Annotated in this window: 17 protein-coding genes; 4 read left to right on the top strand and 13 right to left on the bottom strand. The window is 71.9% G+C overall.

Annotated features, from left to right (window positions below; all coding sequences use genetic code 11):
* The first annotated feature begins 74 nt into the window (after positions 1–74).
* Positions 75–1,043, top strand: a complete 969-nt coding sequence (locus ACFVH2_RS12890; RefSeq protein WP_378424145.1) for a diiron oxygenase — start codon at positions 75–77, stop codon at positions 1,041–1,043.
* 18 nt (positions 1,044–1,061) lie between these two features.
* On the opposite strand, the gene ACFVH2_RS12885 is transcribed toward ACFVH2_RS12890, so the two are convergent.
* The 13 genes from ACFVH2_RS12885 to ACFVH2_RS12825 form a co-directional block, all read right to left on the bottom strand.
* Positions 1,062–1,763: a TetR/AcrR family transcriptional regulator gene (locus ACFVH2_RS12885; protein ID WP_378424143.1), complete on the bottom strand. Its 702-nt coding sequence runs from the start codon at positions 1,761–1,763 to the stop codon at positions 1,062–1,064.
* 204 nt (positions 1,764–1,967) lie between these two features.
* A complete protein-coding gene (locus ACFVH2_RS12880) occupies positions 1,968–4,298 on the bottom strand; it encodes a ComEC/Rec2 family competence protein (RefSeq protein ID WP_378424142.1) in 2,331 nt (776 codons plus the stop codon).
* Complete coding sequence (locus ACFVH2_RS12875) at positions 4,299–5,147, bottom strand: ComEA family DNA-binding protein (protein ID WP_378424141.1); 849 nt, start codon at positions 5,145–5,147, stop codon at positions 4,299–4,301. It lies immediately after the preceding gene.
* 100 nt (positions 5,148–5,247) lie between these two features.
* On the bottom strand, positions 5,248–6,108 hold the full coding sequence (locus ACFVH2_RS12870) for a DegV family protein (protein WP_378424139.1): 861 nt from the start codon (positions 6,106–6,108) through the stop codon (positions 5,248–5,250).
* A 5-nt stretch (positions 6,109–6,113) separates the two neighbouring features.
* A complete protein-coding gene (gene octT / locus ACFVH2_RS12865; RefSeq protein ID WP_378424137.1) occupies positions 6,114–6,899 on the bottom strand; it encodes a diglucosylglycerate octanoyltransferase in 786 nt (261 codons plus the stop codon).
* Positions 6,889–7,470, bottom strand: a complete 582-nt coding sequence (locus ACFVH2_RS12860; RefSeq protein WP_378424384.1) for a histidine phosphatase family protein — start codon at positions 7,468–7,470, stop codon at positions 6,889–6,891. Before ACFVH2_RS12860 ends, octT begins: the two co-directional genes overlap by 11 nt.
* Before the next feature lie 71 nt (positions 7,471–7,541).
* Positions 7,542–7,937 (bottom strand): ribosome silencing factor, encoded by a 396-nt coding sequence (rsfS, locus tag ACFVH2_RS12855; protein WP_378424134.1) that lies wholly within the window; start codon positions 7,935–7,937, stop codon positions 7,542–7,544.
* Complete coding sequence (gene nadD, locus ACFVH2_RS12850) at positions 7,938–8,675, bottom strand: nicotinate-nucleotide adenylyltransferase (RefSeq protein WP_378424132.1); 738 nt, start codon at positions 8,673–8,675, stop codon at positions 7,938–7,940.
* Between the two features lie 48 nt (positions 8,676–8,723).
* A complete protein-coding gene (locus tag ACFVH2_RS12845) occupies positions 8,724–10,169 on the bottom strand; it encodes a VWA domain-containing protein (protein ID WP_378424130.1) in 1,446 nt (481 codons plus the stop codon).
* A gap of 10 nt (positions 10,170–10,179) precedes the next feature.
* Positions 10,180–11,061 (bottom strand): AAA family ATPase, encoded by an 882-nt coding sequence (locus ACFVH2_RS12840; RefSeq protein ID WP_378424128.1) that lies wholly within the window; start codon positions 11,059–11,061, stop codon positions 10,180–10,182.
* Positions 11,062–11,099: 38 nt separating this feature from the next.
* Entirely contained in the window at positions 11,100–12,392 is a 1,293-nt protein-coding gene (locus ACFVH2_RS12835) for a glutamate-5-semialdehyde dehydrogenase (protein ID WP_378424126.1), read from the bottom strand.
* A 53-nt stretch (positions 12,393–12,445) separates the two neighbouring features.
* Positions 12,446–13,057 carry a GTP cyclohydrolase I FolE gene (folE, locus tag ACFVH2_RS12830; RefSeq protein WP_378424124.1) on the bottom strand — a complete coding sequence of 204 codons (612 nt, stop codon included), beginning with the start codon at positions 13,055–13,057 and terminating at the stop codon, positions 12,446–12,448.
* Positions 13,054–13,488: a hypothetical protein gene (locus ACFVH2_RS12825; protein ID WP_378424122.1), complete on the bottom strand. Its 435-nt coding sequence runs from the start codon at positions 13,486–13,488 to the stop codon at positions 13,054–13,056. Before ACFVH2_RS12825 ends, folE begins: the two co-directional genes overlap by 4 nt.
* 85 nt (positions 13,489–13,573) lie before the next feature.
* On the opposite strand from ACFVH2_RS12825, the gene ACFVH2_RS12820 reads away from it, so the two are divergent.
* The 3 genes from ACFVH2_RS12820 (at position 13,574) to ACFVH2_RS12810 (ending at position 17,000) form a co-directional block, all read left to right on the top strand.
* Entirely contained in the window at positions 13,574–14,260 is a 687-nt protein-coding gene (locus ACFVH2_RS12820) for a helix-turn-helix transcriptional regulator (RefSeq protein ID WP_378424120.1), read from the top strand.
* A gap of 10 nt (positions 14,261–14,270) precedes the next feature.
* Positions 14,271–15,104, top strand: coding sequence for a ribokinase (locus ACFVH2_RS12815; protein WP_378424118.1), 834 nt, complete (start codon positions 14,271–14,273; stop codon positions 15,102–15,104).
* Between the two features lie 105 nt (positions 15,105–15,209).
* Positions 15,210–17,000, top strand: a complete 1,791-nt coding sequence (locus ACFVH2_RS12810) for an AMP-dependent synthetase/ligase (protein ID WP_378424116.1) — start codon at positions 15,210–15,212, stop codon at positions 16,998–17,000.
* Positions 17,001–17,009 lie beyond the last annotated feature (9 nt).

Raw genomic sequence — 17,009 nt, 5'->3', positions numbered from 1 at the left:
TCAGTAAATTGAGGCAACGCACAGGACCACAGATGGAGGTAACGATGTCACCGTCGACGTCACACGCTGCCGGGATGCTCGATCCGGACTACCGCGACCTGCTGCAGACCCTGTCCACGGGATCCGTGCACCGACGGTTCGACCCCTACCTCGACATCGACTGGGACTCACCGGAACTCGCGATCGATCCCGCGGATCCACGGTGGGTCCTCTCGCCGGAGGTCGATCCCCTCGGCGCCACCCGGTGGTACCGGGAGCAGCCGCTCGACCGGCAGATCGCGATCGGGAAGTGGCGCCAGGCGAATTCGGTGAAGGTCGGCGCCGCGTTCGAGAGCATCCTGATCCGCGGAATGATGCAGTACATCATGAAGCTGCCCAACGGATCCGCGGAGTTCCGCTACTGCCTCCACGAGATGACCGAGGAGTGCAACCACATCCAGATGTTCCAGGAGCTGGTCAACCGGATCGGGGTCGACGTGCCCGGCATGCGGCGCCCGTTCCGGGCACTGTCCCCGTTCATCGGGGTCGCCGGGGGCTATGCACACGTGATCCTCTTCATCGGCATCCTCGGCGGCGAGGAGCCGATCGACCACTACCAGAAGGCGCTGATCCGCCAGGGCGCGAACATTCCACCCGCGATGCTGCGCACCATGGAGATCCACATCGCCGAGGAGGCCCGGCACATCTCGTTCGCCAACGAGTTCCTCAAGGCGCACATCGCCAGGATGGGCGCCGCCTCCAAGGCGGTGTGCGCAGTGACCTTCCCGCTGGCCATGCGCTGGCTTGCCGGCGAGATCATGACTCCGCCGAAGGCCTTCGCCGAGGAGTTCGGGATCCCGCGCGAGGTGATGAAGGACGCCTTCTGGCGCAGCGAACATTCACGCGCCATCCTCAGCGGCTACTTCGGCGACATGCGCGCGCTCGCCGAGGAGCTGGGTCTGATGAACTCCGTCACGAAGCGGTTGTGGCGCCGACTGCACATCGACGGACCGCCCTCGCGCTACCGCAGTGAGCCGGACCGGCAGGCCCGCCCCGCGGCCTGAGTTCCCGGACGCCGGCGGTCACACGGCGACGTGGCCGGTGGCTCCCGACAACTGCGCGATGACCCCGACCAGTTCCGCCTTCGGGTCGACGGCCACTCCCGCCGAGCGCGCGGCACCGTCCAGCACGAACCAGGCGAGCCTCGCGAGGTCGGCCACGATCTCCGCGCGCTCGCGCAGGGGCTCGGGCTCGGCGACCCACTGGGTCAGCGTGCCCTCGACCATGGTGACGACCGCGAACGGCACGGAGTCGAACGCACTGTCGTCGGCGTCGATCAGTGCCGCGATCGACGAGATGAGTTCCCGGGCCCGCACCGACATCCGGACTTTCAGGCTGCTCACCGCGTCGATCTCGGCACCGCGGTCGATCGGCCCGGTGCGGGCGAACTCGTTCAGGCGAGGGTGGTCGGCCATCCAGTCCGCCACGGTGCGGATGGTGCGGACGAGGATCTCCTCGACCGACCCGGACGAGATGTCCAGTCGCTCGTCGAGGGTGCGGGAGAAGTCGTCGACCAGGTGGGCGCGGATCCGGCAGTCCAGGTCCTCGCGGCCGTCGAACTGCCGGTACACCACGGACTTGGCGAGCCCGGCGCGCTTCGCGATCTGCTGCACCGGGATGTCCGCGCCCGCCGGGCTCTCCTCGAGCAACTCGACCGCCGCCTCGAGGATTCGCCGCTGCCGGTCGAGGTTGTGCCGCTCCCAGCGCGCCTCGTAACCGGACATGCGCCGAGTCTAGTGCCTTGTGCTCGACGTCCATTGATGGTTGCCGGGGATCCACGTGGATGCATCGGAAGGCGGAGGAGTCCCAGGTAGCGGTGTTCTACCTGGGACTCCGACAACGCAGCGAGGTGCCGCGTGGGCCCCGGCAACCGCGAGAAGACTTCGGGCGCGGGGCACCAGCGACGGCGGCCGCGGATCCGCCCGCGCTCACGGCCGTCCGACGGCGACGGCACCACCCCCGGACCGGCCCACCGCGATGTCGCCGCCCCGGTCGGTCCGCACGACCGTCGCGCCGCTGTCGCGGATCGTCGCCAGCACGCCCGGATTCGGGTGCCCGAAGGTGTTGCCCGCGCCGACGGACACGACCACGAGCCGCGCCCCGACCGCGCGCAGGAACTCCGGTGTCGTGGTGCGCGATCCGTGGTGCGGCAGCTTGAGGATGTCGGCAGCGAGCGGTACGTGGTCGCGCAACAGGTCGCGCTGCCCGTCGGCCTCGACGTCCCCGGTGAGCAGGACCCGGCCCGCGGCCGTGTCCACCGACAGCACCAGCGACTGGTCGTTCGCGGCGTCCGCCCCGTCGTGGGGGTCCCGGGGCACGGGCAGCGTCGGACCGAGCACCCGGAAGACCAGCCAGCCGATCCGCAGCACCTGTCCCGCCCGAGCCTCACGCAACGGCACCCCGGCCGCCGACGCCTGGTCTCGGACTCGACGAAAACCGTCCTCCGGCAATCGCATCGGACCGAGCACCACCTCCCCGACGCTCCGCCCGCGCAGCACCCCGGGCAGGCCGTCCACGTGGTCCGCGTGCAGGTGGGTCAACACCACCGCCGCCACCGACCGCACCCCGAGCCGGTCCAGGCAGCCGTCGACCAGACGCGGCTCCGGGCCGGCGTCGACCACCACTGCCGCACCGCCGCCCGCGTCGAGGACCAGCGCATCGCCCTGACCGACGTCGCACGCCACCAGCGCCCAGCCGCGCACCGGCCACCCCGGCCACAGCACCCGAACGGGCACCCACACCACCGCGAGCCCGATCGCGACCGCCGCCAGCAGTCGTCGTATCCGCGGCAACCGCACCGCGACGACCACCGCGACCACCGCACCGGCCACCACCGCGCCGCCGACCAGACCCGACGGCACCGCGACCGTCGCCCCCGGCACGCCTGCGGCCTCGCGAGCGACCCACAGCAGCCACCACAGCGGCGGGCCGGTCGCGCGGACCACCAACTCCCCCAACGGCATCCACGCGCAGGCAGTCACCGCCGACACCGCCCCGACCACGGTGACCAGCGCGATCACCGGCGCGACCGCAAGGTTCGCGGCGATCGCCACGGTACTCACCGTGCCCGACATCGCCGCGACGATCGGCATCGTCACCACGTGCGCGGCGACCGCCACCGCGACCGCCTCCGCCACCGCCCGGGGCCATCCGCGGGCGGTCAGCCGCTGCGCCCACCCCGGTGCGATCAGCACCAGCGCGGCGGTCGCCGCCACCGACAGCGCGAACCCGAAGTTCACCGCGAGCGCGGGCGAGAGGGCTAGCAGGACGATCACCGCGGCCCCCAGCGCGGGCATCGCCTGCCTGCGCCGCCCGGTGACCATCGCGAGCAACGCGACCACACCCATCACCGCCGCGCGCAGCACGCTCGGCGAGGGTCGGGCCAGGACCACGAAGCTGGCCAACGCGATCGCCGCGATCGCGGCGCTGGTCCGCGGACCGAGCGCCAGCCCGCGCACCAGCAGGAGGACCGCGCCGAGGATGATCGACACGTTGGCCCCGGAGACCGCGGTGAGATGCGTCAGACCGGCGGCGGTGAAGTCGTCACCGACGGCGGCCGGCAGCGCCGAGGTGTCGCCGACCACCAGTCCGGGCAGCAGGCCCGCCGCATCGGGAGACAACCCGGCGGCGGCCGCGGCGGCGAACCGGGACCGCACCGCACCCGCCGCCCGCTGCGGCCACGGCGCCGACTCGACGTGTCGGGGCGGCCCGACGGCCCGGATCACCGCAACGGTGAGGTCGCGGCGCAGCGGTGGGCTCACCGCACCCCGCAGGGTGACCGCCTGACCGGGCAGCAGTTCCCTCCAGCCGGCGGCGGGCGCGAACACCAGCACCGATCCGCCGACCTCGGTCTCCCCCGCACCCCGGCCACCGCCGATCGAGCGCAGGCTCGCGCGGATCATCACCGTGTCCCCCGCCGGTGACCGCACCGGTTTCGGGTCGTCCACCGGCGCGACCGTCACCGTCGCGGTGCCGCCCGCGGCAGCGAGTCGGGCCAGCGGATGGGTGGTCGCCGCGTGCTCGCGGGCCGCAGTCGCCACCGCGAAGCCGGCGCCGACCAGCAGTGCCGTCACCGCGACGGCCGCCACCGCCCGTCGACGCCCGGCCCAGCCGACCACGACCGCGACGACGACCGCGCCGAGCGCGATCCACAGCGCGGCCCGCCACCCGAGCAGGATGCCCGCCAGTGTTGCCGCCCAGCACATTCCGGCCGACGGCAGCAGCCGGAGGTCCACCGTCCCGGACTCGGGCGCGACCATTCAGACGGTCACGAGGTCGCGCAGTTTCTGCAGCCGGCCGGGACCGATGCCGTCCACCTCGCCGAGTTGCTCGACGTCGGTGAAGCGACCGTTGCTCTGCCGCCAGGACACGATCGCCGTCGCCGTCACCGGGCCGACCCCGGGCAGGGCGTCCAACTGCTCGACGGTCGCGGTGTTCAGGTTGACCTTCGCGCCCGCCGCCGGACCGCCACCCGACGCGGTCGCCGCGCCGGGCGCGGTCGCACCCGCGCCGACCGTGCCGCTGCCGACCGTCACCGCACCACCGTCCGGCGGGGCGAGGCCCACCAGCACCTGGTCCCCGTCGGCCAGCTTCTGGGCGAGATTGAGCCCGAGCAGGTCCGCGCCCTCGCGCGCGCCGCCCGCCGCGGCGAGCGCGTCCGCGATCCGCGCGCCGGTCGGCAGGTGCACCAGGCCGGCGGCGTGCACCAGTCCGACCACACTGACCACCATGTCGGGAGCGGGCGGCGGAACGGGCTGCGCCGTCGGCGTAGGCGGCGAAACCGGTTCCGACGCCTCCCCTCCCGCCATCTCGACCGCGGGCAACGGCGCGACCGCGTGTGCCACGGGGCGGTCCCGCCAGGCGCCGACGGCACCTACGCCGGCGGCGGCCACCCCGACGACCACCAGCGCCACCACCCCACGCCGGCCCGGCGCGAACCTCGCCCTGAGACGTGTCGGCGGCCCCGCCGGCTCGAGCCAGTCGGGTCGCGGACCGGCTTGCTCCGCGGGTTCGGCGGCGGGCGTGCCGTCGACCGGTCCGCCGCGCCCGCCGGTGATCGCGTCGAGTCGACGCCTGATCTGTTCGCGTGCCTCGTCCGTGCTGCGCATGCCCCGACGCTAGGACCTGGCACCCCTCGAACCTGCCGCCCGACGGCGAATTCGGCCGCGCCTGTGGATGGATCCGCGCCTGTGGATGAGCGGTTCGGCGCTACGGCCGCGGAGCCGGCTCGGCTCCCGCACCTCCGGGTATCACCAGAACCCCGACCGCTCCGGGCCCGACGTGCGCGCCGAGCACCGCACCGAACTCGGAGACCTCGAACTCGCTCGCGAGGGGCAGCCGTTCGCGCAGTGCGGCGGCCACCTCGTCCGCCCGGTCCGCGGCCCCCAGATGGTGCACCGCGACGGCCACGTCCCCGTCGCCCGCGTACTCGACGATCCCGTCGACCATCTTGGCCAGCGCCTTGGTGGTGGTCCGGGTCTTCTCCTTGAGCACCAGCTTGCCGTCCACGAGGTGGAGCACCGGCTTCATCGCCAGCGCGGTGCCGAGCAGCGCGGCGGCGGTGCCGATCCGGCCGCCACGGCGCAGATGGTCGAGGCGATCGACCATGACCAGCACGCGGCCGCGGTCGGCCACCTCGACCGCACGTTCGTAGACGGCGCGCAGATTCCCGCCGGCCGCCGCGACGCGCGCCGCGGCGAGCGCGGGAAAGCCGGTTCCCATCGCCGTGGACTGGGAGTCGACGAGTCGGACCTCGGGTCCGAGCGCCTGCGCCGCCTGGCGGCCCGCCTCCCAGGTTCCGGAGAGTTGCCGCGAGATGTGCACGGCGAGGACCCCGTCGCCGGCGCTGTCCTCGAGCGCCCGCGCGTACACCTCGGTCAGCTCGCCCGGGGACGCACCGGAGGTGGTGACGGTCGCACCGGCCGGCAGGTCGTCGGGCATCGGGTCGACGCCCTCACGCAGGTCCCGGCCGTCGACCAGGACGTGCAGCGGGACAACCCGAATGTCGTACTGCTCCACCAGGTCCGACGCAAGGCAGGCCGACGAGTCGGTGACGACGACGACGGGCATCGGCGTTACCGGGACCCGTCCGCGACGGTCACGCTCCCGGACTCCGCCGGCAGCGTCGACCTGATGGCGGCCAGCATCGCGGCGGCGACCGCCTCGTGGCCGTCCCAGCCCCAGTGGATGCCGTCCGGGTTTCCGCGGTCGGAGAACACGTTGTCGCGCACGGCCTCGGCGAGATCCACCAGGGGCACGCCCTTCGCGGCTCCCCAGGACTCGAGTGCTCGGACCGCCGCGGGACGGCCGGTGTGCACCCTGCCGTAGGCCTCGCAGTTGTGCACCGACGGCAGGGTACCGATGACGGGGAGTTCGGGTCGCATGTATTCCAATGCCGCCCTGGAACTTTCGAGATACTCGACGCTCAACTTCGGCGGCAGGGCGACCGGCCAGCCGAGCGGCGAGAGCCGGGGCTGCAGCCACTGGTAGGCCGAGCGCACCACGCGCCGCAACGCCGGCGGACGCACGTAGCGGATCTGCTCGCGCAGCGCGGTCGGCAGCGGCGACGGCAGCGAGTCCATACCGCCGACGGCGAACACGACCGCACCGGCCCGCGGCACGCTCGCCCACACCCGCGGGTCCTGGATCAGCGCCCAGTAGGCGTCCCGACTGGTCCAGCCGATGCGCGCGACCAGTTCGACGTCCCAACCCAGTTCCGCGGCGACCAGGCTCGGCCAGATCCGCGGATGGTCGGCGGGCAGCCCGCCCTTCGGTCCGAAGTACGACAGCGAGTCGGCCAGGACCAGCAGGACCGGCCGCGCGGCGGGCGCCGAATCGGACGCCGCGAGGTCAGAGGACATCGCCGGCCACCGTCGCCGAGGCGTTCCACACGTCCAGCCGCCAGCTGACCGCGTCCCCGTCGCCGTGCCCGCTGAGTTGCACCCAGCTGGTGTTGCCGAGACCACCGAGCACCGGCCAGCGGTCGACCGGCAGGTCCAGCAGGGCCGCGGTCAGGGCCGCGATCAGACCGCCATGCGCGACGAGGACGATCGGATCCTCGCCCCACTTCTCGCGGTCGGCGACCAGCTCGGTGACCACCGGCACCGATCGCCGGGCCACCTCGATGCGGCTCTCCCCGCCGGGCGGCGCCCAGCCGGCGTCGGCGCGCCAGGCCGCGCGGGCGCCCGGATCGCGCGCGTCGACCTCGGTGTGCGTGAGCCCCTGCCACTGCCCGAGGTGCGTCTCGCGCAGTCGCTCGTCGCGCGCGACCGTCAGGCCGGCATGCTCACCCAGTTCGGTCGCCGTGTCGAAGGCTCGGCGCAGGTCCGAGCTGATCACCTCGACGGGCCGACGGTCGGCGAGCACGCGGGCAGCGGTCTTGGCCTGCAGGCGCCCGAGCTCGGACAGGTCGGTGTCGAGCTGCCCCTGCATGCGGTCGCCCGCGTTGTACTCGGTCTGGCCGTGCCGGAGCAGGATCAGCCGCCGGGCGGGGCGGCCCGACGTCACTGCTCGCTCTCCCCGTCGGTCGCGGCGCGCTCCCCGATGCCCTCGACGGTGACGACCGGGCAGTCCTTCCACAGGCGCTCGAGGCCGTAGAAGTTCCGCTCGTCGTCGTGCTGGACGTGGACGACCACGTCGATGTAGTCGAGCAGCGCCCAGCGGCCCTCGCGGGTGCCTTCCTTGCGGACCGGCTTGTGCCCCGCCTCACGGAGCTTGTCCTCGATGTTCTCGACGATCGAGTTGACCTGACGCTCGTTCGACGCGGAGGCGATCACGAAGCAGTCGGTGATCACCAACTGCTCGGACACGTCGAGGACGACCACGTCCTTGGCCAACTTCTCGTCTGCGGCCAACGCCGCGATGCGCGACATTTCGATGGCTTCGGCGGATGCGCTCACTTACGTGTTCTCCCGGTTCTGCGGTTGGATGTGGTTCTTGTCCGGTGCCGGTTGCGACACGGTGACAGCCCCGTCGAGGCGCTCGGAGTCGAGCGGTCGGTAGAGGTTGCGTTTGGAGATGTACTGCACCACCCCGTCGGGTACCAGGTACCAGACGGGCCGGTTCTCGCTGGCCCGGCGGCGGCACTCCGTCGACGAGATCGCCAGGGCGGGGATCTCGACGAGCGTCAGCGCGTCCTTCGGCTGACCCGCGAGATGCTCGGCGAGGTGCTCGATGCCGAGTTCGAAACCGGGCCTGCTCACGCCGACGAACTTCGCCAGCCGGAACAGCTCCTCCCAATCCTGCCAGGACAGGATCGTTTCCAGCGCATCAGCGCCGGTGATGAAGTAGAGGTCGGCGTCGGGATTCTGGGCACGCAGGTCGCGCAGGGTGTCGACGGTGTAGGTGGCCTTCTCCCGGTCCACGTCGACGCGGCTCACCGAGAAGCTCGGATTCGATGCGGTCGCGATGACCGTCATCAGGTAGCGGTCCTCGGCGGGGCTGACGTCCTTGCCCGCCTTCTGCCAGGGCTTGCCGGTGGGCACGAAGATGACCTCGTCGAGACCGAATCTGTCGGAGACCTCGCTGGCCGCAACCAGGTGACCGTGATGAATGGGATCGAAGGTTCCGCCCATCACACCGAGGCGCCGTCGCCGCGGCGACGCACTACCTCCGGTGACTCCCGCTCCGTGCTGCACGAGTGTCGAGCTTACTGGCTGGCCCGATCGTCCCCGCCCGCGCCGGGCTCACACGGGCAGCAGGCCCGCGACGACGTCCGCGAGCTGCTGCGCGGAACGGCATTCGTGCATGGTCACCAGGTCGGCGTAGACGTGGGCGGCGGAGTCACCGCTGCCCCACTGCCCGCGCGGCTCGGGGTTGAGCCAGTGGGTGTGCTTGGCGACCGAGGCCAGGTGGGTGAGCGCGGCGACGTTCGGGTCCCGGTAGTTGTTGCGCGCATCGCCGAGGATCAGCAGCGAGGACTTGCTCGTCAGGCTGTGCGCGAACCGTTCCGCGAAGACCCCGATCGAGTTGCCGTAGTCGGAGTGCCCGTCGTAGCAGATCAGGTCCGCCTCGCGGATCATCCGGGACATCGACGACCCGAGGTCGGCGCCCGCGTCGAAGAACCGGGTCACCTCGTCGGTGGTGTCGATGAAGGCGAACACCCGCACCCGGGAGAACTGTTCGCGCAGCGCGTGCACCAGCAGCAGGGTGAAGTTGCTGAACCCGGCCACCGACCCGGACACGTCGCACAGCACGACCAGTTCCGGCCGGGCCGGGCGCGGCTTGCGCAGCACCAGGTCGATCGGCACCCCGCCGGTGGACATCGACTTGCGCAGCGTCTTGCGCAGGTCGATCGCGCCCGCCCGGGCCCGCTTGCGGCGGGCCGCGAGCCGGCTGGCGAGCTTGCGGGCCAACGGGTTCACCGTCCGCCGCAGCGCGACCAGTTCGGAGTCCGAGGCGCGCAGGAAGTCGACCTCCTCGGCGAGCTTCGGCACCCCGTAGGTGGCGACGCGTTCCTTCCCGAGTTGCTCGGCCGAGCGGCGGCGGGTCTCGATCTCGACCATCTTGCGGAAGTCGGCGACGCGCTGCCGCGCGGTGCGGCGGGCCACCTCGGCGGCGTAGTCGCCGCCTTCGTGCTCGCCACCGGACGAGTTGCCGAGGAGCCCGTCGAGGATCCTGGCGACCAGCGTCTCCGGGGCCACGTCCCGCAGCGCCTGGTAGGCGGAGAAGGACGGGCCCTTCGAGGACTCGTACTTGCCCAGGTCCTCGACCAGCTGGGCGGTGAGCTGCTCGATCAGCTGAAGCGACTCCCCGGACCCGTCCACGAGCAGTCCGGCGATCAGCTCACGCAGCGCCTCGAAGTCCACCTCCCCGCTGTCGGTGCGCGGGATCGCCACGTCGACGGTGCTGCCGTCGGCGCGCTGGCCGACGGCGGCCGGGAACCACAGGTCGAAGAGGGCGTCGAAGGTGGCGCGGTGGGTGGGCCGACGCAGCAGCGAGCACGCCAGGCCCTCCCGCAGCGCGTCCCGGTCGAGCAGGTCGAGGACGGACATCACCTGGCCGGCGTCCACGGTCTCCGAGGGGCCGACGGCGATCCCCCGCGCCCGCAGCGCCTCCACGAAGTCGACGAGGTGGCCCGGGAGCCCGTACGGCGCCGCGGGTCCCCCCTGCCTGCCTGCCGCGACCGCCATGCCCGACCCCCTAGTTCAGCCGCAGCTCGGCCGCGGCCCGCTGCTGGTCGGAGCGGTGCTTGAGGATCACACCCATGGTCGCGCGGACCGCGTCGTCGTCGAGGGTGTCCATGCCGAGCGCGAGCAGGGTGCGTCCCCAGTCGATGGTCTCGGAGACCGACGGCACCTTCTTGAGCTGCATGCCGCGCAGCACCCCGACCGTCCGGACCAACTGCTCGGCGATGGCCTCGGGCAGCTCGGGCACCCGGCTGGCCAGGATGCGCCGTTCGAGGTCGGCGTCGGGAAAGTCGAGGTGCAGGAACAGGCAGCGGCGTTTGAGCGCCTCGGACAGTTCCCGGGTGGCGTTCGAGGTGAGCACGGTGAACGGCTTGCGGGTGGCCACGATGGTGCCCAGTTCCGGGACGGTGACGGCGAAGTCGCTGAGCACCTCGAGCAGCAGCCCCTCGATCTCGACGTCGGCCTTGTCGACCTCGTCGATCAGCAGCACGGTCGGGTCGTCGCGCCGGATCGCGGTCAGCAACGGGCGAGCGAGCAGGAACTCCTCCGAGAAGACGTCCTGCTTGGCCGAGTCCCAGGAATGCTCGCTGCTCGCCTGGATCCGCAGGATCTGCTTGGCGTGGTTCCATTCGTAGAGCGCGCGGGACTCGTCGACGCCCTCGTAGCACTGCAGCCGCACGAGTTCGGCGGCCGAGGTCTGCGCGACCGCCCGCGCGAGTTCGGTCTTGCCGACACCGGCGGGCCCCTCGATGAGCAGCGGCTTGCCGAGCCGGTCGGCGAGGAAGACCGCGGTGGCGGTCGCCTTGTCGGCGAGGTACCCCGTCTCGGCGAGCCGGGAGATCACGTCGTCGACGCTCGCGAAGGTCGGCGGGGTCGTCGGAAGTGCGCGGTCCACACTCGCTCCTTGGTTGGTCGGTAGTTGCGCGGTGGCGGCTATACGGGCCGGGTGTGCCCGTCGCCCCAGACGGTCCACTTGGTGGAGGTGAGCTCCTGCAGACCCATCGGCCCCCGCGCGTGCAGCTTCTGGGTGGAGATGCCGATCTCGGCGCCGAAGCCGAACTGCTCGCCGTCGGTGAACGCGGTGGACGCGTTGACCATCACGGCGGCGGCGTCGACGCGGGCCGTGAACTCTCGCGCCGCCGCCAGGTCGGCGGTCACGATGGCCTCGGTGTGCCCGGTGCCGTAGTGATTGATGTGCTCGACCGCATCGTCGAGGTTCGCGACGACCTTCATCGCGACGTCGAGCGAGAGGTACTCCTGCGACCAGTCGGCCTCGGTCGCCGGCACCTGGCCCGGCAGGTCGCCGTGGATGACGACGCCCTGCGACTGCAGCACCTGCGTCAGCGCGGGGACCGCGGTGTCCGCGATCGCCGCGTCGACGAGGACGGTCTCCGCGGTGTTGCACACGCTGGGGCGGCGGGTCTTGGAGTTGAGCACGATCTTCTGCGCCATCACGATGTCGGCGGCCGAGTGCACGTACACGTGACAGTTGCCCACACCGGTCTCGATGGTCGGCACCGTCGCGTCGCGGACCACGGCGTTGATCAGCCCGGCGCCGCCGCGCGGGATGACGACGTCCACCAGCCCGCGCGCCTGGATCAGGTGCGTGACGGACGAGCGGTCGGCACTGGGCAGCAGCTGCACCGCGTCCGCGGGCAGGTCCTGTTCGGTGAGCGCGGCGCGGAGCACCTCGACGAGGGCGGCGTTCGAGTGCGCCGCCGAGCTCGACCCGCGCAACAGGGCCGCGTTGCCGGACTTGAGGGTGAGGCCGAATGCGTCGACGGTGACGTTCGGGCGAGCCTCGTAGACCATCCCGACCACACCGAGCGGCACCCGCAACTGCCGGATCTCGAGACCGTTGGGCAGGGTCGCACCGAGCACCACCTCGCCGACCGGGTCCGGCAGCGCCGCGACCTGCCGCAGGCCGGCCGCGATGCCCGCCACCCGCTCCCCGGTCAGGCGGAGCCGGTCGAGCAGGCTCTCCTCGGTTCCGATCGCCTTGGCGGCCTCGATGTCGGCGGCGTTGGCGGCGAGCACGGCGTCGGTCGACTCGAGCACCGCCTCGGCCGCCGCGAGCAGCGCCGCGTTCTTCTGCAGGGTCGTGAGCTGGGCGAGCACCCGTGACGCCACCCGCGCGCGACGGGCGGCGTCGTGCACCGCCTCACGCACCTCGTCCTGGACGGGGATATCGGCGTTCACCTGTGCAGTCTCGTTCACCGCGGTCATGACTACAGGGTAACGACAGGTCGCCGCCGGGTGCGCGCCGCGGGCGGCTTCGCTCAGCCGCGGATCAGGTCGAGGAACTCCCGTCGAGCCGCGGGGTCCTCGCGCAGCGTCCCCCGCACCGCGGAGGTCACCGTCCGGGTGCCTGCCGCCTGCACGCCACGCATCGACATGCAGAGGTGTTCCGCCTCGATCACGACGCCGACGCCCCGCGGCTCGAGGTGCTCGGAAAGCCAGTCTGCGACCTGCATGGTGAGCCGTTCCTGCACCTGCAGGTCGCGGGCGAACAGTTCCACCACCCGGGCCAGCTTGGACAGTCCCAGGATCCGTCCACCGGGCAGGTAGCCGACGTGCGCGACGCCACGGAACGGCAGCATGTGGTGCTCGCACAGCGAGGTCATCGGGATGTCTCGGGCCAGCACCAGTTCGTCGTAGCCGGCGTCGTTGGGGAACGTCGTCAGGTCGAAGTCGCGCGGCGTCAGCAACTCCTCGTACGACGCAGCCACGCGCCGTGGGGTGTCGACCAGGTGCACTCCGTCGGGATCCCGGCCCAGCGCGCGGATCAGGTCGGCAACGGCACGCTCGGCCGCGGGCAGGTCGACGGCGGGACGCACCCGTCCCGCCCGGACCTGGGTCGGCGCCCGGAGGGCTTCGGCGGGGACGCTCATCGGGCGGCCCCGTGTCCGCCGGTGTACTTGACGGCCAGTCGGCCGAGCGCGGCGGCCGCGACCAGCAGGCCGAAGTCCCTCAGCGCGACGTCGTAGTAGCCCGGCAGTGTCAGCAGGTTGACGATGATCCCGGCCAGCCATGCCACGACCAGCCATGCGCCGAACCTGGGTGCGATCGCGACGACGAGTCCGGCGATCACCTCGACCACCCCGACGATGTACATCCCCTGCTGCGCGTTCCCCGGCAGGATCCCGTCGATCCAGGGCGCCAGATACTGCGGCCAGTCGGTCATCACGTTCGCGAACTTGTCGAGGCCGAACAGGATCGGGGCGACGGTGAACACCGTCCGAAGTGCAAGAAATGCCTGGTAGCCGGGGTCTGCGAGGCGCACGCGACGCGCATCCTCCTGTCGTGCCGTGTCCGTTGACATGACCCCTCCTTCTAAAAGTAGTGATACTTGACTATAGAATTTCGGCGAGGATTACGTCAACGTCGATTGGTTTTACAATGGCGTCATGGATCCGGCACCGCACTCGGACATCTCGGCCGTCTCCGCGCTCGACGAACCGGCGCGCCGACGGCTCTACGACTTCGTGCGCAGGCACCGGGACCCGGTCAGCCGGGACGACGCCGCCGAAGCACTCGGCATGGCCCGCCCGACCGCGGCCTTCCACCTCGACAAGCTGGCCGAGGATGGGCTGCTCGCGGTCGAGTTCGCCCGGCGCAGCGGGCGCACCGGCCCCGGCGCGGGACGTCCGTCGAAGCTGTACCGGCGCTCCGACCGTGAAGTCGCGGTGCAGCTGCCCGAGCGCTCGTACGAGCTCGCCGGACAGCTGCTCGCCCAGGCCATCGACGATTCCGAACGCACGGGCGAGCCGCCCCGGACCACGCTGGGACGGCGAGCCAGGGACCTCGGCCGGGCGGTCGGATCCGAGTCCGGGCCGGGTGACGCCGCATTCCTCTCGACGCTCGAACGGTGCGGCTACGAACCATGCCTCGAGGGCGCCGACATCGCCTTGGCGAACTGTCCGTTCCACGCGCTCGCCAAGGCACACACCGAGATGGTCTGCGGGATGAACCTCGAGCTGATCGACGGGCTGATCGACGGCACCGGGTCCGAGGGACGCGTCGCCCGGCTGGCCCCGGCCGACGGATACTGCTGCGTCCGGATCGAGACCACCCGGAACGCCCCGGCCGGTTAGCCTCGGGCCCATGCCCGTTCCCCGCGTGACCGTGCTCGGCAGCGTCAACATCGACCTCGTCGCGACCACCGCGGCGCGGCCCGAACCCGGGGAGACCGTTCTCGGGGAGAGCTTCTCGACCGGACCGGGCGGCAAGGGATCCAATCAGGCCGTCGCGGCCGCCCGCGCGGGCGCCGCGGTGCGCTTCCTCGGCGCGGTCGGCGACGACCCGTTCGCCGCGGAACTGCGCGGGGCCCTCGCCGGCGCCGGGGTCGACACCACGGGGCTGCGGGAGGTCGCCGGGCCGAGCGGCGTCGCGGTGATCGTGGTGGACGGGTCCGGGGAGAACTCGATCGTCGTGGTCGGCGGGGCCAACACCACGGTCCGCGACCTCACCGACGCCGACCGGTCGGCGATCGCGGAGGCGGACGTCCTGCTCTGCCAGCTGGAACTGCCGCTCGGCGTGGTCACCGCCGCCGCACGGCACGCCCGGTCCGCCGGCACCACCGTCTTCCTCAATCCCTCACCGGTGCAGCCGCTCCCGGACGCGCTGCTCGACGCCGTCGACGTGCTGATCGTCAACGAGACGGAGGCCCGCCAGCTCGGTGATGCCGTCCTCGGACGGGTGCCGCACCTGGTCACCACGCTCGGGGCGGACGGCGCGACCCTGCGCGGACCCGACGGCAGTCTGCACCGTGCCACGCCGCCGGCGGTCGAGGTGGTGGACACGACCGGGGCAGGCGACGCCTTCGCCGGCACGCTCGCCGCGTCCTGGCCGTCGGGCCCGGCGGACGCGCTGGACCGGGCCTGCGCCGCCGGCGCCCTCGCGACCACCCGCCGCGGCGCCACCGCCGGACACGACTGACGGAATCTGCGAAGCGACGCCGGGTCACGCGACGCCGACGTAGCATCGCCCCAACGCGACCGGACGCCGTGTGTGCGGTCGCTCGGGCTGGACGGAGCGCGTCGAATGAACCGGACGATCGCGGGAAACACCCTCGCAGACCTCGCTTTTCGAGCCGCCGATGCCTACGGCGACCGGCCCGCCGTCCGCTTCCAGCGCGAGCCGGGCACCTGGGAGCAGATCACCTACGCCGAGCTCGCCGAGCGGGTCTCCGACTTCGGTGCCGGCCTGATCGCCCTCGGCCTGGACGCCGGCGATCGGGTCGCCGTGCTGGGCAGTACGCGGCCGGACTGGTCGGTCGCGCACCTGGCGATCGTCGCCGCCGGCGGCGTGCACGTGTCGGTCTATCCGACCAACTCCCCCGAGGAATGCGCCTGGGTGGTGGGCAATTCGGAGGCCAGGGTGGTGATCTGCGAGAACACGGAGCAGGTCGCGAAGATCGACGCCGTCCGCGCGCAACTGCCGGCTCTCCGGTGGGTGATCGTGCTGGACGGCGAGGCCGCCGGCGCGATCCCAGCCGCCGAGATCCGCGGCCGCGGGCGCGAACGCGGGGCAGCGGAACTGCGCCGCCGGGCCGACGCGGTGACACCCGACGATCCCTACGTGTTCATGTACACCTCGGGAACCACCGGACCGCCGAAGGGTTGCGTTCTCTCGCACGGGAACTACCGCTCGATCATGGCGGCCAACACCGCACTCGACGAGGCCGAGGGACGGTCCTCGGACACGGACATGGTGCTGTACCTGTTCCTGCCGCTGGCGCACGCCTTCGCGTTGCTGTTCCAACTGCTGGCCTTCGATCGCGGCGGCGTCATCGCGTACTGGGGTGGCGACCCCGCACGCATCGTGCCCGAGGTGATGGCGGTCCGGCCCACCCACCTGCCGTCGGTTCCCCGCGTGTTCGAGAAGGTCTACACCCTGGCCGTCGGGTCCAAGCCGGCCGAGGAACGCGAACGCATCCTCGCGGCCGCCGCGCTCGGCGTTCGGGTACGCGACCTGATCGAGGCGGGCGAGGACGTCCCCGCCGCACTGCAGGGCGAGTTCGACGCGGCCGATGCCGCGCTGTTCCAGGGCGTGCGGGCCCTGTTCGGCGGCAACCTCGAGCTGGCGATCACCGGCGCCGCCCCCATCGCGCGGGAGATCCTCGAGTTCTTCTACGGCTGCGGCGTTCCCGTGATGGAGGGTTTCGGGATGACCGAGACCTCCACCGGCGCAACGGTGAACACGCCACGCCACCACAGGTTCGGGACCGTCGGACGACCGTTGCCCGGCATCGAGGCCGCGACCGCCGAGGACGGTGAGCTGCTGCTGCGCGGTGGCAACATCTTCCAGGGCTACTACAAGATGGAGGACGCGTCGTTCGGCGCGGTCACCGACGGCTGGCTGCACACCGGCGACCTGGCCTCGATCGACGAGGACGGCTACGTCACGATCGTCGGCCGCAAGAAGGACATCATCGTCACCTCCGGGGGCAAGAACCTGACACCCGCCAACCTGGAGAACGACCTCAAGCGCTCACCGTGGATCAGCCAGGCCGTGATGCACGGCGATCGGAGGCCGTATCCCGTGGTGCTGGTGACGCTCGACCCGGAGACGGTCCTGCCGTGGGCGCAGGCGCAGGGCCTGCCCGACTCGGTCGCCGAATTGTCCCGGCATCCAAGGATTCTCGATCTCATCACCGAGGCGGTCGACGGCGCGAACGCGAAACTCGCCCCGCCCGAACAGGTGAAGAAGTTCGCCGTCGCCGAGCGCGACCTGTCCCAGGAGACCGGCGAGCTGACCCCGACGCTGAAGATCAAGCGGAAGGTGGTCGGCGAGAACTTCGCCGCCGTGTTCGACGCGCTGTACGAGGACTGAGGGCGGCGG

The organism is Rhodococcus sp. NPDC127527 (assembly GCF_042672245.1).
Lineage (GTDB): Bacteria > Actinomycetota > Actinomycetes > Mycobacteriales > Mycobacteriaceae > Rhodococcus_G.
This window is presented reverse-complemented; position numbering and strand designations above follow the sequence as displayed.